Here is a 14,662-nt window from a genome sequence, read left to right as displayed (position 1 = left end):
ATTCCCAACGTTTGGTTTCAAATTGTGGCAGAAAAAATCCGCCCCCTCACTTGGAGGGGGCGGAAAAGATCGTGATGTATTGCCAGACTAGGCTCAGCCCAGGGTGACCAGCAGGTCGTCAGTGTTGACGGCAGTGCCCACCACAGCGGACACGGACTTGACAGTGCCGTCCACGGGAGCGGAGACTTCGATCTCCATCTTCATGGCTTCCAGCACCACCAGCACATCGCCGGCCTTCACGGCCTGGCCGGGCTTGCACTCCACCTTAAAGATGTTGCCGGGCATGGGGCTGTTGACGGCAGTCTCGCCGGCAGCCACAGCGGCGGGGGCAGCGGCAGGAGCTGCAGCGGGAGCGGGAGCAGCCGCAGGAGCAGGAGCCGCGGCGGGAGCGGGAGCAGCCACAGGAGCGGCGGCTACGGGAGCGGCGGCAGCGGCGGGAGCGTCAGCGCGCTCCACGGAGACCTGGAAGGGCTTGCCGTCGATGGTAATGGTAAAGGTACCGGTGCAATCGCCCTGGCTGCCCATCTTCAGGTGAGGAGGCTGATAGGAAGCGGCAAAGGCAGGGATGGGACGGCTGGTGTAGCCGGGCACCGCAGGAGCGGGAACCTCAGCATAGTACACAGGACCCTGCCAGGCGGGAGTGGGCGCAGGAGCGGGGGCCGCCTTGGGGGCGGGAGCCGCCTTCTTGGGCTCCTCCTTGGCGGGGAAGCCGGCCTCGCGGTCCTTGAAGAAGGCCATGGCCACCTGGGGGAAGGCGATGTAGCTCAGCACGTCCTCGTCGCTCTTGGCGGCGGCGCCCAGCTCCTTCTTGGTCTTCTCGAACTCGGGCTCCAGGCTGTCGGCGAAGCGGCCCTTCACCAGGGGGGTGTCGCCCAGGATCTTCTTCTGGATGGCGGGATCAATGGGAGCGGGAGTACGGCCGTACTCGCCGCGGCAGTAAGCCTTGATCTCCTTGCCGACCACCTTGTAGCGCTCGCCGGCCAGCACGTTCTGCACAGCCTGGGAACCAACCATCTGGCTGGTGGGAGTGACCAGAGGAGGATAGCCCATATCCTTGCGAACCTTGGGAGTCTCTTCCAGCACCTGGTCCAGCTTGTCGATGGCGTTCATCATCTTCAGCTGGGAGATGAGGTTGGACAGCATGCCGCCAGGGATCTGGTAGTTGAGGCACTGGGTATCAGTGGACATGGAGATGGGATCCAGAGTACCGCTCTTGAGGAAGTCGGCCCGGACGCCCTTGAAGAAGTCGGCCATCTCGGTCAGGGCCTTGTCGTTCAGGTCAACCTGATAGCCCATCTGACGGATGGAGTAGGCCACGGACTCGGTGGCGGGCTGAGAGGTGCCGCCGGAGAAGGGAGAAATGGCAGTATCCAGCACGTCGGCGCCGGCCTCCACAGCCTTGAGCTGGGTCATGTAGGCCAGACCGGTGGTGCAGTGGGTGTGGATGACCAGGGGCAGCTCAGGCACGGCGTCCTTGATGGCGGAAACCAGGTCGTAGGCCTCCTTGGGGCCCATCAGGCCGGCCATGTCCTTGATGCAGATGGACTTTACGCCCATGCTCTTCAGGTCCTTGACCATCTTCACGTAGTTCTCCAGGGTGTGCACGGGGCTGGTGGTATAGGAGATGGTACCGGAAGCGTGAGCGCCCTGCTTGACGGTCTCATCAATGGCCACTTCCAGGTTGCGCACGTCGTTGAGGGCGTCGAAAATACGGATGATATCGATACCGTTCTTCACGGAGTACTCGACAAACTTACGTACCACATCGTCGGGATAGTGCTTATAGCCCAGGATGTTCTGGCCGCGCAGCAGCATCTGCAGCTTGGTGTTGGGCATCTTGGCGCGGATCTTGCGCAGACGCTCCCAGGGATCTTCCCGCAGGTAACGCAGACACACGTCAAAGGTGGCGCCGCCCCAGACCTCGGCGGAGTAGAAGCCAGCCTTATCCATAGTCTCCAGGATGGGCTCAAACTTGCTGTAGGGAAGCCGGGTGGCGATCAGCGACTGATTCGCGTCACGCAGCACAGTTTCCGTAAACTGGACCTTTCTCATTCTGAATCAACCTCCATGTTGCTTGTCTCGCAATTTGCAGGTCTGCTTGCATTCAAACCTGACAAGTGACGCCGGCTAGGGCGCCGGAAGACTCACTTATTAGTATTTTAGTATATCTCGCTCCGCAACGCAACCCCCTGAGTCCAAATAATTGACAAATTCTTGGGTTTGCCGTTCCCGGGCTTCCTGCATTTTGGAGCAAATAAAAAAGCCGCCGGTAGTTGGGAAGGAAAACCGCCGCGGCTTTTAAAGATCGGTATTATCCATATTGTCCATGCCTCTCACCGGTCGCTGCACGGCTGAGACATCTCCCGGCCGTTGAGAGTCTCACCGGCGAAGATCAGATCATCGATATCCCGGTCTTCCCGTACCAGGCTCCAAATGCTGTTGGAGTCCCGCTTCACCATCGTCATGCTGTTCACCTCCTTCTTTCTTCTTTTCCGGCGGCATAGCCTCCCCCGAAATGCAGGGAAAATATCCATCGCCGCCGCATCCTGCAAGTTTCCCAAACAAAGAAAACACCGCGAAAACCATCCGGCCCGGAGCGATCCAACGGCGCTCCACCGGTTATTTCCGCGGGTAAAATCTATGAAATTGGTCATTTCTCAAAGATCAATTCATCTATTTGGGGACCCTGCTCGGAAACACCCGCCAGGCGAGCCTTTTCTTTTTTCGCCTAGCTGAAGTTATTTTAGAGCAGTTATGAAAAAATGTCAAGTGTTCCCGTATTAAAATGCAGTTAAGATTTTCTTTTCTTGCATTTTTATTTTCTGGCAAAAGAAAAAAGCCCGCAGGGACTATCCCCCACGGGCTTTTCATCCAAAGGCTCAATCCACGTCCGCAGCCGCATCATACACCGGCCGGGAACTGCCGGAACTGGCGGCAGCAGCGGCTCCCGCAGCAGCGCGGAAGCGGGCACGGGACTTCTTGATCTCATCGTAGGCCTCGGCCACCGCCTCTTCGGTGCGGCGCAGAGCGTCTTCGCAGTACTCGTTGGCCGAGCGCTTCAGCTCCCGGCTGCGCTCCTCGGCCTGCTGCATCATCTCGTTGGCCCGCTGCTTGGCCTGGAGGGTGATGACATCCTCCGACACCATCTGCCGGGCCTTATCCTCGGCCGCCTTTCGGATGGCCTCCGCCTCCCGCTTGGCCGAAGAGAGCATGTCTGCCCGGGTGGCCATGACCTTCTTGGCCTCGGTCAGCTCCACAGGGAACTGCGCACGGATATCGTCAATAAGATCCAACGCACGGTCCCGCTCAATCATACATTTATCGCTGGACAGGGGCACATTTTTGGCCTCGTCCACCATGTCAAACAACATGTCCAGCAGCTCTTCCACACCGCTCGCCATCTGTCAACCCTTCCTTTCCTGCAATTCCTTCATGCGCTGATTCACATCAGCCACGATTTCCCGGGGAATGAACTCCTCCAGGTTGGCTCCATACCGGGCCATCTCCTTGACCACCGTGGAGCTTAAGTAAGTGTATTTCTCACTGGAGGCCAGGAACATGGTCTCCAGACCAGGGTTCAGCTTGCGGTTGATGACCGCCATCTGTACCTCCTGCTCAAAGTCGGACACGGCACGCAGACCCTTGACCACCACATGGGCCTTCCGCCGTTTGGCGTAGGCGGCCAGCAGGCCCTCGGCAAAGTCCACTTCCACATTGGGAAAACGGGCGGTAGAGCGCCGCAGCAACTCCACCCGCTCCTCGGGGGTAAACATACCGTGCTTGTTGGAGTTGATCATCACGCACACAATGAGCTTGTCAAAGCATAGGGCGGCGCGCTTGATAATATTCAAATGCCCCAGCGTCACCGGGTCAAAGCTGCCGGGGTAGATTGCGATTTTCATCCGTGGAGTTCCCTCCCAGTTTTCCGGTAGATGGTCAGCTTGATCTTGCCGTACCGGTACTCCTTTCCCCGCTCATAGGGGGCGTTCAGTGTGGGCAAAACCTTGTCCAGCGCACTTTCGCACACCATTATACCATGTTCCCGAAGAATGTCAAATGCAGCGATAGCCTCCACCGCCCGCTCCAGCAGGTCGGCGCGGTAGGGCGGATCGAGGAAAATCACGTCGAACTGTTCCCCGCAGTTCTGGAGAAAACCCAGGGAATCTCCCTGCACCACCCGGCCTTTTCCGGCCAAATCCGTCACTTTTAAATTGTTTTTGATGAGGGTCACCGCATCGCTGCGCTGGTCCACAAAGGTGCAGTGCTCCGCGCCCCGGGACAGGGCCTCGATTCCCAGCTGGCCGGTGCCTCCAAACAGATCCAGGATTTTCCTTCCCGGCACTTCAAACTGTACGATATTGAACAAGGCTTCTTTTACCCGGTCGGTGGTAGGGCGGGTCTCCATTCCCTCCAGCTCTCCCAGCCGACGTCCCCGGGCGGTTCCTGAAATCACGCGCATATCGGTCACCTCACATCCAAAGTATTCATTCTTAATCCTCCGTCTCTTCCCTGCGGAAGAACTGATATACCGCCTGTGCCGTGTTTTTCGGCACCACCTTTTCCAGTTCCTCCAAAGGAGCCTGGCGGATGGCTTTGACGCTCTTGAATGCTTTCAGCAGCTGGGCGCGCCGCTTCTCCCCCACTCCGGGGATCTTATCCAGCGCCGAGCCCTGGACTCGGCCTTTCCGCTGTTGGCGGTTAAACTCAATGGCAAAACGGTGGGTCTCCTCCTGGATCTGACCGATGAGGGCAAACACCGCCGGGATGGCCTGGATGCCGATCTCCCGTCCATCCGGAGCCACCAGAGCCCGGGTACGGTGGCGGTCGTCCTTCACCATGCCGAAGGCGGGGATGTCCAGGCCGAAGTCGTCCAGCACCCGCCGGGCGATCTTCACGTGGTTCTCACCGCCGTCAATGAGCATCAGGTCAGGGAGAGTCCCAAACTTCTCGTCCCCGTCCAAATACCGCTGAAAGCGCCGCTTGAGCACCTGTTCCATGGAGGCGTAGTCGTCGGGCCCGGTCAGGTCTTTGATTTTAAAGCGGCGGTAGTCTCGCTTCAGGGGCCGCCCGTTCTCAAAGACCACCATGGAGGCCACCATGTCATCCGCGCCAGTGTTGGAGATGTCGTAGGACTCGGTGCGCCGGGGCGCCTGCTCCAGGCCCAGCATCTTCCCCAAGGTCTCCAGCAGTTTATTTTGCCGCTCCTCCCGGGTGGTGGCCCGGGTGACCTCCTCCACGGCGTTCTGGTTGGCCAGCTTGATGAGATCCATTTTGGCTCCCCGCTGGGGGGTGATGAGCTCCACCCGCCGCCCGGCCTGCTCGCTGAGCATGCGGGTAAGCGGCACCTGGTCATCCAGTTCACAGGGGAGCAAAATCTGCCGGGGCAGGCGGCTGCGCCCGGCGTAATACTGGCGCAGCAAAGCGGAGAGGATCTCCCCCGTCTCCTCTTCCATGGGCCGCTCCATCAGGTCCATGTCCTTGGCGGCCAGTTCTCCGTCCAGATAGTGGAGCACCACAAAGCAGCTTTTGGCCTCGCCCCGGAAAAAGCCTGTGACGTCGGTGTCGGCCAGGGAACCTGCCACTACCTTCTGCCGCTCTCCCAGCAGCTGGATGGCCTTGATGCGGTCCCGGATCTGAGCGGCCTTTTCAAAGCGCAGCTCCTCGGCAGCCTGCTCCATCTGGGCGGTGAGGTCCGCCTTGACCTCCTTAAATTTCCCCTCCAGCAGGGACACTGCCTGGGCGATGGCCTGGTCGTAGCGCTCTTTTGTCATCTCCCGGCGGCAGTAGCCGTCGCACTTTCCCATATGGAAGTTGAGGCAGGGGCGCTCCTTGCCGATGTCCCGAGGGAACTGCCTGCGGCAGGTGGGCAGGCGCAGAGCCGTACGCAGGGCATCCACGATCTGCTGGGTACTGTGGCGGCTGGCGTAGGGACCAAAGTACCGTGCCCCATCCTCTGCCACCCGGTTGGCCAGAGAAAAGCGGGGATACTCCTCTTTTGACAGACGAATATAAGGATACCCCTTGTCGTCCTTCAAAAGAATGTTGTACCGGGGCTGGTGGCGCTTGATGAGGGAGTTTTCCAGCACCAGGGCTTCAAACTCACTGTCGGCGATGATCACGTCGAAGTAGTCGATCTGAGAGACCATAGCCCGGGTCTTTTCCGTGTGGGAGGCGGAGTCCTGGAAATACTGGCTGACCCGGTTTTTCAGGGCCTTGGCCTTGCCCACATAGATAACGGTACTGTGTACATCCTGCATGATATACACGCCGGGTTTCAGCGGCAAAGCATGGGCTTTTTCTTTGAGTTCATCGAAAGTCAATTTCCAGCTCCTCCTCTCTGCCTGAGAAGAAAAAAGGCACCGCCGCAGCGGTGCCTTTTCCGTTGAAATACTTGATTACTCGGAGAAATCAGAGGAAATCATCTTAAACAGGGCCTCTACCGCTTCCTTCTCGTCGGGGCCATCCGCGATCAGCTTGATCGGAGTGCCCTTCACGATACCAAGGGACAGAACGCCCAGCAGGCTCTTGGCATTCACCTTCCGCTCGTCCTTCTCAACCCAAATGGCACTCTTGAACTCGTTAGCCTTCTGGATGAAGAAAGTAGCAGGTCTGGCGTGCAGGCCAACCTGGTTGTTTACGACCGCTTCCTGACTATACATACAACCGTACCTCCGCACTCGTCATATTGTGTCCTTAGCATAGCAGATTTATGCCGTTCCCGTCAATGACATTTTTCACAAATCTACGCAAAACTGTCCCAAAAAATTCCGGGCGCACATTTCTTTCGTCTGAATGACGATTTTTTATTTTTCTTCAAAAAATTTTTTGTATATTTTGACCGCAAGTCGAAATCTAGTATTTTAACTTACCATTTATTTCAGCGTCGCCACCGTGACACCGTCCTCACAGGCGCGGGCGTTTCCTGCGGGAAACGCTTTGCCCTTCGGGCTCCGCGCCTTCTGGGGGGAATCAATTCCCCCCAGATACCCCCCATGCTCTCCGAGGGAGACGTGGGGATTTTCTTTCCTGCTTATTTCAGCGTCACCACGGTCACACCATCCTCGCCTTCGCCGTAACGGCCGGGACGGAAGGCTTTCACATAGCGGCTGCGCTTGAGATAGCTGCGTACGGCATTGCGCACCGCACCGGTTCCCTTGCCGTGAATGATGGTCACCGTCTCCAGCTTGCCCATCATGGCGGTGTCCAGGAACCGCTCCACCGCCATCACCGCCTCATCGGTCATCATGCCCCGCAGGTCGATCTCACTGGGCACCGCGGCGGTACGGATGGTGCGCTCCGCTCTGGCAATGATCTTCCGGGTGGCCTTCTGGGTCTCGGTCTCCCCTTCCACAACCCGCACTTCGCTCTGCTTAGCGGAGATCTTCAAAATGCCCGCCTGGAGCTGAAGGGTGCCGTCCTTGTTCACCGAGAGGACCGTAGCCTTGGTGCCCATTTTCAGCAGCTCCACTGTGTCGCCCACAGCCGCGTCTCGGGTGGGCGGGGGTGCTTCGGGCTCCTGGGCAGGACCGCCGATGTTCCGCTCCGCCTCGTTCAGGAGGCGGCGGGCCTCGGCCCGGCTGTCGTTCACCTGCTGCCAGTCCAGCTTATCCTGGCGCTTTTTGATCTCTTTCAGCTCAGCCAGAGCCAGGTCGCTGGCCGCCCGGGCCTCCTCGATGATGGCACGGGCCTCGGCCTGGGCCTTCTCCACCACCTTGGCGCGCTCAGCCTCCAGCTTCTCCCGGTACTCCCGGGCCTTGCTAGCCGATTGCTCCATCTCCAGCTTCAGGCGTTTGGCCTCGGCCCGTTCGGCCTCCATCTCCTGGCGCTGCTGATCCAGCCGGGTGAGCACGTCCTCAAAGCGGACGTTCTCCGCATCCAGCCGGGCAGCGGCCTTTTCGATGATATACTCCGGCAGTCCCAGCCGCCGGGAAATGGCAAAGGCGTTGGACTTGCCGGGAATGCCCAGAATCAGCCGGTAGGTGGGCGCCAGCGTCTCCACGTTGAACTCGCAAGAGGCGTTCTCCACTCCGGGAGTGGTCATGGCGTATACCTTCAGCTCGGCGTAGTGGGTAGTGGCGGCCACGGCAGCCCCCATACCCCGAGCACTTTCGATGATGGCGGCAGCCAGAGCCGCGCCCTCCACCGGGTCGGTGCCTGCGCCCAGCTCGTCCAGCAGAATGAGGGTGCGGTCATCCGCCTCCTCCAGAATGCCCACAATGTTGGTCATGTGGGAGGAGAAGGTGGAGAGGGACTGGGCAATGGACTGCTCGTCACCGATATCGGAGAGCACCCGGTCAAAAATCCGCACCGTGGAGTCCGCCCCGGCGGGGATATGCAGGCCGCACTGGGCCATGAGGGTGATGAGGCCAATGGTCTTCAGGGTGACCGTCTTACCGCCGGTGTTGGGGCCGGTGATCATCAGAGTGTCGAAGGTGTCACCCAGCTCCAGGTCGTTGGGCACTGCTTTTTTCTTATCCAGCAGCGGGTGCCTAGCCTTACGCAAGCGTAAATACTTGTCAGACAGTTTGGGCTGGGAGCCCTCCATTTTCAAAGACAGCTGGCCCCGGGCAAAGATACCGTCCAGCCACACCAGCAGCTGGTAGTCCTCCAGAATGTCCTCTTTGTGGGCAGCACACTGGGCAGACAGTTCGGCCAGGATACGCTCAATCTCCTTTTTCTCCTTGGCCAGCAGCTCCCGCAGCTCGTTGTTGGCCTTTACCACTCCCATGGGCTCAATAAAGAAGGTGGAGCCAGAGGCCGACACATCGTGGACCAGGCCGGGAATGGCGTTTTTGTGCTCCGACTTCACCGGCACCACATACCGGTCGGAGCGGATGGTGATGATGGACTCCTGCAAATACTTGGACTGGTTGGAGGAGATGAGCTTTTGCAGGATATCCCGCACCTTGGCCTCAGTGGCACGCATGTGGCGGCGGATCGAGGCCAGCTCGCTGCTGGCCGAGTCGGCCAGCTCGTCCTCCCCCACGATGGAGTTGGTGATGGTGTCTTCCAAAAAGCGGTTTGGGGTGAGGGCGTGGAAGAGGTGGGAGATGGGGGTCTTCTCCTCGCTGTCTCCGTACTCTTTGGCAGTACGGGCGCAGCGGAGCACTGCCGCCACCTCCAGCAGCTCCCGGGTGTTGAGGCTGCCCCCCATGTCCGCCCGGTGGAGGATGGCTCCCACCGGTTTTACTCCGGACAGGCCCGGGCTGCCCCGAAGCACCAGCATCTTCACCGCCGCCGAGGTCTCCTCCTGGGCACGCTGCACATCGTCCAGGTCGGTCATAGGCCGCAGCTGGAGGGCCTTCTCCTTGCCCTCTTGGGTGGCAGCACAGGCAGAGAGCTGCTCCAGTACCCGGGGCAGCTCCAGTGTGATCATGGATTTTTCAAACAGGTCGGTCATGGTTTCCTCCCGTTTCACATTCAAAGGATGCTTTATTTTCTCACATTTCATGCCATTTGACAAGTGGACGCAAAAAAGCCCGGGATACCAGCGTTCCCGGGCCTATTTGCGTTAAAATCGTCTTACCACAGTCCCTCCTGGGCACCGGTCAGATCCGGAGTGCCCAACATGGTCTCCCAGTCACTCATGCGCAAAAAAGTTCCGTCCCATGCACTGCACCAATAGCTCATTTTGTGCCACTTCCCTGTGGTATCCTTGGCCAGCAGGGCCATATCTCCGTCCTGTTCCACCCGCATCCAGCGCTCTACCGGCGTCCAGTCTCCCGAAAGCTCTACCTCAATGTCCGCCTGCTACCATTTCCAAACCACATCCTCAGGCAGGAAGGGAATGTTCCTGGGGCCCCCCACAAAGAACAGGAACAACAGCACAAAAGCGCACCACTTGCCCAACTTAACCCACCACCGGGGTTTATGCCAGGCTATCGCCGCCTTTACCCGGGCTACCGCGCCGCACTCCCCGAAGGCCAGAGGTTCGCCCCACAGCATCTTTCCCGAGGCCAGCTCCACCAAAGTCTGGGCGTACTGTTTCCTCTGCTCTCCCTTCTCCAGATCCCGCAGAGTTTTTTCATCACAGGCCAGTTCCATATCCCGGCAGAAGTAGTAGTAGGATGCCCACAAAATAGGATTCCACCACCAAGCTACCAGCACCAGACTGGCCCAGGACTTCATCCATCTGTGGCGCATTCGCAGATGGTTCCACTCATGGCGCAGTACCAGCTCCCGCCGCTGGGGCGACAGCTCCGCCTGGAGGTAAATCATATCGTACCGTTTCCCATCGATTTTTTCTCCGCCCTGGTACACAAAGCTGGTAGGCAGCCCCCGGCACAGCCGTACCGCTGTGTCCCGGTCCTCCTGGAGCCATTTCAGGCCGGAATCTTTGGGGGCCAGTAGTTCCCCCTGCCGTCCCAAGGCTTTCAGCCTCCGGCTTCTTCGCCACATCCAAATGCTCAGCGCCGCGATGCCCGCCAGCCATACCAAAGTCACGGCCAGGACCATCCAGTCGGTCAGTTCTACCCACACCGCCTTGCCTCCCGGCAGAGCCATGACATACTCCCCCGTCCCCCGGTAGTCCACCGGGAGATAGGCTGGTAACTCATTTTCGGTTCTGCCGGTGGTGCGCGGGGTGATGAGATCCCGGAAGGTAACGGGCAGGATATGTACCCATCCCAGTACGCTGAACAGGTTGATCATCCCGGTACCATACCACCCCAGCATACCCAGCCACGTCCGCTGCCGGGCGGTCAGAAGCCGGAGCAGCACCGGGCGCAGCACCAGCATCCCGCCCAGCATCATCCCGGCGGCAATGCCCATATTCCAAAGCATCAAAGCGATATTTGCCAGTGCGTACATATTTTTATCCCTCCCAGGTATCGCGCCGTCTTTTCTTTACCACAGTCCCTGCTGAAAGCCGGTGAGGTCGGGGGTGCCGGATAGGGTCTCCCAGCCACCCGTCTGGTAAAAGCGCCCGTCCCATGCACTGCACCAATAATTCATCTCGTGCCACACCCCTTGGGTGTCTTTAGCCAGCAGGGTCACATCGCCGTTGCGCTCCACGCTCATCCAGCGCTCCTCCGGCCTCCAGCCGCCGGGCAGCTCCACTTCCACCTTCGCCTGCTGCCAGGCTTGCACGACCTCCACAGGCAGGAAGGGAATGTCACTGGGCCCGCCCACAAAGAACAGGAACACCAGCGCAAAGACACACCATCTGCCCAGCGCGATCCACCACGTTTGCCTGTGCCAAGCCAACGCCGCCTTCACCCGTGCCACCGCGCCGCACTCCCCAAAGGCCAGAGGCTCGCCCCACAGCATCTTTCCTGAGGCCAGCTCTACCAGGGTCTGAGCATACTGTTTCCGCTTCTCTCCCATCTCCAGATCCTGCAGGGTCCTCTCGTCGCAGGCAAGCTCCATATCCCGGCAGAAGTAGTAGTAAGCCACCCACAAAATGGGGTTCCACCACCAAGATACCAGTACAATATTGGCCCAGGACTTCATCCAGCTGTGGCGCATCCGCAGGTGGTTCCATTCATGGCGCAGCACCAGTTCCCGCCGCTGGGGTGGCAGCTCCGCCTGGAGGTAAATCATGTCGTACCGTTTCCCATCGATTTTTTCTTCGCCCTGGTACACAAAGCTGGTGGGCAGCCCCCGGCACAGCCGTACCGCTGTGTCCCGGTCCTCCTGGAGCCATTTCAGGCCGGAGTCTTTGGGGTCCAGTAGTTCTCCCTGCCGTCCCAAGGCTTTCAGCCGCCGGCTTCTGCGCCACATCCAAATGCTCAGAGCCGCGATGCCCGCCAGCCACACCACAACTGCAGCCAGTAGCATCCCGTCGGTGAGTTCCACCCACACTGCCTTGCCTCCTGGCAGAGCAACCGCGTACTCCCCCGTGCCCCGGTAGACGTCTGGGAGATACGCAGGCCACTGGTATACGGTTCTGCTGATGGTACGTGGGGTGATGAGGTCCCGGAAGGTAACAGGTAAAATATGTACCCATCCCAACACACCAAAAACATTGATCATCCCAGTCCCATACCATCCCAGCATCCCCAGCCACGTCCGCTGCCGGGCGGTCAGAAGCCGGAGCAGCACCGGGCGCAGCACCAGCATCCCGCCCAGCATCAGCCCGGCAACGATCCCCATGTTCCAAAGCATCAAAATGCCGCTCATCCAACCGTTCATACTCTTACACCTCCTGGGTGCTCCCATGGAGTTTCCTCCCAGTTACCACAGCCCCTGCTGAAAGCCAGTGAGGTCGGGGACCTCGTCCAGGGTCATCCATCGGTCGCTGGTCTTAAAATCTTTGTCCTGTTCGTCCCAAAGATAGCTGCTTTTATGCCAGGTCCCCTGAATGTCCTTGGCCAGCAGAATCACCGAACCGCGCCCATCCGCCCGCAACCAGCGCTCCTCAGGCGCCCAGCCGCTTGGCACCGTAACCTCAACAGCCTCCTGCTGCCAGTACCGGACCAGCTTCTGGGACAGGTAGGGGATGTCCCGGGGGCCTCCCACAAAGAACAGGAATACCAGCACACAGGCGCACCACTTACCCGCCTTTTCCCACCCGGTGGGCTTATGCCAGGCCACCGCCGCCTTTACCCGGGGCACCGCATCGCACTCCCCAAAAGCCAGTGGAACATCCCACAGCATCTTTCCAACTGCCAGCTCCACCAGGGTTTGGGCGTACTGTTTGCGCTCCTCCGGCCCTGCCAGATCACGAAGGGTTCTCTCGTCGCAGGCCAGCTCCAGATCCCGGCAGAAATAGTAATAAGCCGCCCACAAGATGGGGTTCCACCAGTATAAAATCAGCGCTATATTGGCCCACCCCTTCATCCAGCCGTGATACAGGCGGATGTGGTTCCACTCGTGGCGCAGCACCAGCTCCCGCCGCTGGGGCGGCAGCTCCGCCTGGAGGTAGATCATATTGTGCTTTTTCCCGTCGATTCGTTCTCCGTTCTGGTACACAAAGCTGGTGGGCAGGCCCCGGCACAGCCGTACTCCCACCGGCTCGTCATCCGGCCGCCGGGACAGGCTGCGCAGCAGCAGGGGGTCATCGTCTGCCAACAGCTGTCCCTGCCGCCCCAAGGTTTTCAGTCTCCGGGTCCTCCGCCACAGCACAAATCCCAGTGCGGCGGCTCCGGCCAGCCAGACCAATACCAGCGCCAGCATTCTCTCGTCCGTCAGCTCCACCCAAAAGGCCTTGCCTCCCGGCAGGGTCAGGGCGTACTCCCCTGCCCCATCATAGCTCACCGGCAGATAGGCCGGGGTACTGCTGCCCATCTCTGTCCGAGGCGTGATCAGGTCCTGGAATGTAACAGGAAAAACATGCAGCCAGTTCATCAGAGAATACAGAAACCCCAGCGAGGCTCCATACCACCCCATCACGCCAAACCAAGCCCGCTGCTGGGCCGTCAGAACCTTTACCAATACAGGCCGCAGCACCAGCATACAGCCCAGAATCAATCCTGCCGCCAGCCCCATGTTCCACACATTCAAAGCAACATTGATAAAAAACCATTCCATGGTCCCACTCCTCACAAATGCATGAGCGGGCTGTCCCCTTCTTTACCACAGCCCCTGCTGGAACCCGGTAAGGTCGGGGGGCTCAGACAGAGTATACCAGCTGTCGCTGCCATGAAAACCTCGGTCCCGGGTCCGATAGACATACATCTGCTCATGCCAGATCCCCTGAGTGTCCTTAGCCAGCAGGGTTACAAAGCCATTCTGATCTACGCTCATCCAGCGCTCCGCCGGCGTCCAGTCTCCAGGCAGCTCTACTTCCACTGTCTCCTGCTGCCAGTACTGGACCAGCTCCTGGGGCAGGTAGGGGATGTTCTGTGGTCCGCCCACAAAGAATAGGAACACCAGGGCAAAGGCGCACCACTTGGCGTTTTTGACCCACTCCTTGGGCTCGTGCCAGGCCACCACCGCCTTCACCCGGGGAATGGCGTCACACTCCCCGAAGGCCATGGGAACGTCCCACAGCATCTTCCCTGCCGCCAGCTCCACCAGGGTCTGGGCGTACTGTTTCCGCTCCTCCGACCCGGTCAGGTCGTCCAGGGTCTTTTCGTCGCAGGCCATCTCCAGATCCCGGCAGAAGAAGTAGTAGGCCACCCACAAAATAGGGTTCCACCAGAACAGGATCAGCAGCGCACTGGCCCAGCACTTCATCCAACTGTGGTGCAGGCGGATGTGGTTCCACTCATGGCGCAGCACCAGCACTCGCCGCTGGGGGGACAATTCCTCCTGGAGGTAGATCATGTTGTACCGCTTCCCGTTGATCTTTTCCCCATCCTGGTACACAAAGCTGGTGGGCAGCCCCCGGCACAGCCGCACCCCCACCGGCTTATCCTCCGGCCGCCGGGACAGGCTGCGGAACAGCAGCGGGTCGTCGTCGGCCAGCAACAGTCCCTGCCGTCCCAGGGCTTTCATCTGGTTGCTTCTGCGCGTCAGCCACAGCGTCAGGGCCACGACCACACCGATCCAGAGCAGGGCCAGGGCGATCACGATGCCGTCGCTGAACTCCACCCACACCGCCCTGCCTCCAGGCAGGGCCACGGCGTATTCCCCCGCGCCTTGGTAGTTTTCGGGCAAATAGGCTGGGATTTCACAGCTGCTGATCCCGGTGCGCGGCGTGATCAAATCCCGAAACGTGACCGGAAGAATATGGAGCCACCCCAGCAAGCCGAACATGGGCGCAAACCCAGTCCCGTAC

The 14,662-nt window shown here is 59.7% G+C and carries 13 protein-coding genes; all 13 read right to left on the bottom strand.

The window, feature by feature from the left end:
* Positions 1 to 93: 93 nt before the first annotated feature.
* Positions 94 to 2,052 carry a pyruvate carboxylase subunit B gene (locus ACLTXB_RS10645; RefSeq protein WP_428226967.1) on the bottom strand — a complete coding sequence of 653 codons (1,959 nt, stop codon included), beginning with the start codon at positions 2,050 to 2,052 and terminating at the stop codon, positions 94 to 96.
* A 281-nt stretch (positions 2,053 to 2,333) separates the two neighbouring features.
* The gene (locus tag ACLTXB_RS10640) at positions 2,334 to 2,465 is read right to left on the bottom strand and encodes a hypothetical protein (protein WP_020989714.1); all 132 of its coding nucleotides are present in this window, start codon (positions 2,463 to 2,465) and stop codon (positions 2,334 to 2,336) included.
* Positions 2,466 to 2,879: 414 nt separating this feature from the next.
* Positions 2,880 to 3,401, bottom strand: a complete 522-nt coding sequence (locus ACLTXB_RS10635) for a hypothetical protein (protein WP_008981013.1) — start codon at positions 3,399 to 3,401, stop codon at positions 2,880 to 2,882.
* 3 nt (positions 3,402 to 3,404) lie between these two features.
* Positions 3,405 to 3,902, bottom strand: coding sequence for a pantetheine-phosphate adenylyltransferase (gene coaD, locus ACLTXB_RS10630; RefSeq protein ID WP_008981014.1), 498 nt, complete (start codon positions 3,900 to 3,902; stop codon positions 3,405 to 3,407).
* Positions 3,899 to 4,459, bottom strand: coding sequence for a 16S rRNA (guanine(966)-N(2))-methyltransferase RsmD (rsmD, locus tag ACLTXB_RS10625; protein ID WP_428226966.1), 561 nt, complete (start codon positions 4,457 to 4,459; stop codon positions 3,899 to 3,901). The genes coaD and rsmD overlap by 4 nt, the downstream gene beginning before the upstream one ends.
* A gap of 31 nt (positions 4,460 to 4,490) precedes the next feature.
* On the bottom strand, positions 4,491 to 6,320 hold the full coding sequence (uvrC, locus tag ACLTXB_RS10620; RefSeq protein WP_428226965.1) for an excinuclease ABC subunit UvrC: 1,830 nt from the start codon (positions 6,318 to 6,320) through the stop codon (positions 4,491 to 4,493).
* 75 nt (positions 6,321 to 6,395) lie between these two features.
* Complete coding sequence (locus tag ACLTXB_RS10615) at positions 6,396 to 6,659, bottom strand: HPr family phosphocarrier protein (protein WP_008981017.1); 264 nt, start codon at positions 6,657 to 6,659, stop codon at positions 6,396 to 6,398.
* Between the two features lie 371 nt (positions 6,660 to 7,030).
* Complete coding sequence (locus ACLTXB_RS10610) at positions 7,031 to 9,400, bottom strand: endonuclease MutS2 (RefSeq protein WP_008981018.1); 2,370 nt, start codon at positions 9,398 to 9,400, stop codon at positions 7,031 to 7,033.
* Positions 9,401 to 9,522: 122 nt separating this feature from the next.
* Complete coding sequence (locus tag ACLTXB_RS10605; protein WP_428226964.1) at positions 9,523 to 9,696, bottom strand: hypothetical protein; 174 nt, start codon at positions 9,694 to 9,696, stop codon at positions 9,523 to 9,525.
* 54 nt (positions 9,697 to 9,750) lie between these two features.
* On the bottom strand, positions 9,751 to 10,809 hold the full coding sequence (locus ACLTXB_RS10600; protein WP_428226963.1) for a M56 family metallopeptidase: 1,059 nt from the start codon (positions 10,807 to 10,809) through the stop codon (positions 9,751 to 9,753).
* Positions 10,810 to 10,845: 36 nt separating this feature from the next.
* Complete coding sequence (locus ACLTXB_RS10595) at positions 10,846 to 12,132, bottom strand: M56 family metallopeptidase (RefSeq protein ID WP_428226962.1); 1,287 nt, start codon at positions 12,130 to 12,132, stop codon at positions 10,846 to 10,848.
* 42 nt (positions 12,133 to 12,174) lie between these two features.
* A complete protein-coding gene (locus ACLTXB_RS10590; protein ID WP_428226961.1) occupies positions 12,175 to 13,470 on the bottom strand; it encodes a M56 family metallopeptidase in 1,296 nt (431 codons plus the stop codon).
* Positions 13,471 to 13,512: 42 nt separating this feature from the next.
* Positions 13,513 to 14,662, bottom strand: a 1,150-nt coding sequence (locus tag ACLTXB_RS10585) for a M56 family metallopeptidase (RefSeq protein WP_428226960.1), incomplete at its 5' end; no start/stop codon positions are given.

This window comes from Flintibacter sp. (assembly GCF_046973065.1).
Note: the sequence above shows the minus strand (reverse complement) of the source record. Positions and strands in the feature narration are given on the sequence as shown.

Bases quoted from the DNA above. Each gene is read 5' to 3' on its own strand.
- ACLTXB_RS10645 (WP_428226967.1), bottom strand. From the start codon at position 2,052: ATGAGAAAGGTCCAGTTTACGGAAACTGTGCTGCGTGACGCGAATCAG.
- ACLTXB_RS10640 (WP_020989714.1), bottom strand. From the start codon at position 2,465: ATGACGATGGTGAAGCGGGACTCCAACAGCATTTGGAGCCTGGTACGG.
- ACLTXB_RS10635 (WP_008981013.1), bottom strand. From the start codon at position 3,401: ATGGCGAGCGGTGTGGAAGAGCTGCTGGACATGTTGTTTGACATGGTG.
- coaD (WP_008981014.1), bottom strand. From the start codon at position 3,902: ATGAAAATCGCAATCTACCCCGGCAGCTTTGACCCGGTGACGCTGGGG.
- rsmD (WP_428226966.1), bottom strand. From the start codon at position 4,459: ATGCGCGTGATTTCAGGAACCGCCCGGGGACGTCGGCTGGGAGAGCTG.
- ACLTXB_RS10615 (WP_008981017.1), bottom strand. From the start codon at position 6,659: ATGTATAGTCAGGAAGCGGTCGTAAACAACCAGGTTGGCCTGCACGCC.
- ACLTXB_RS10610 (WP_008981018.1), bottom strand. From the start codon at position 9,400: ATGACCGACCTGTTTGAAAAATCCATGATCACACTGGAGCTGCCCCGG.
- ACLTXB_RS10605 (WP_428226964.1), bottom strand. From the start codon at position 9,696: ATGCGGGTGGAACAGGACGGAGATATGGCCCTGCTGGCCAAGGATACC.
- ACLTXB_RS10600 (WP_428226963.1), bottom strand. From the start codon at position 10,809: ATGTACGCACTGGCAAATATCGCTTTGATGCTTTGGAATATGGGCATT.
- ACLTXB_RS10595 (WP_428226962.1), bottom strand. From the start codon at position 12,132: ATGAACGGTTGGATGAGCGGCATTTTGATGCTTTGGAACATGGGGATC.
- ACLTXB_RS10590 (WP_428226961.1), bottom strand. From the start codon at position 13,470: ATGGAATGGTTTTTTATCAATGTTGCTTTGAATGTGTGGAACATGGGG.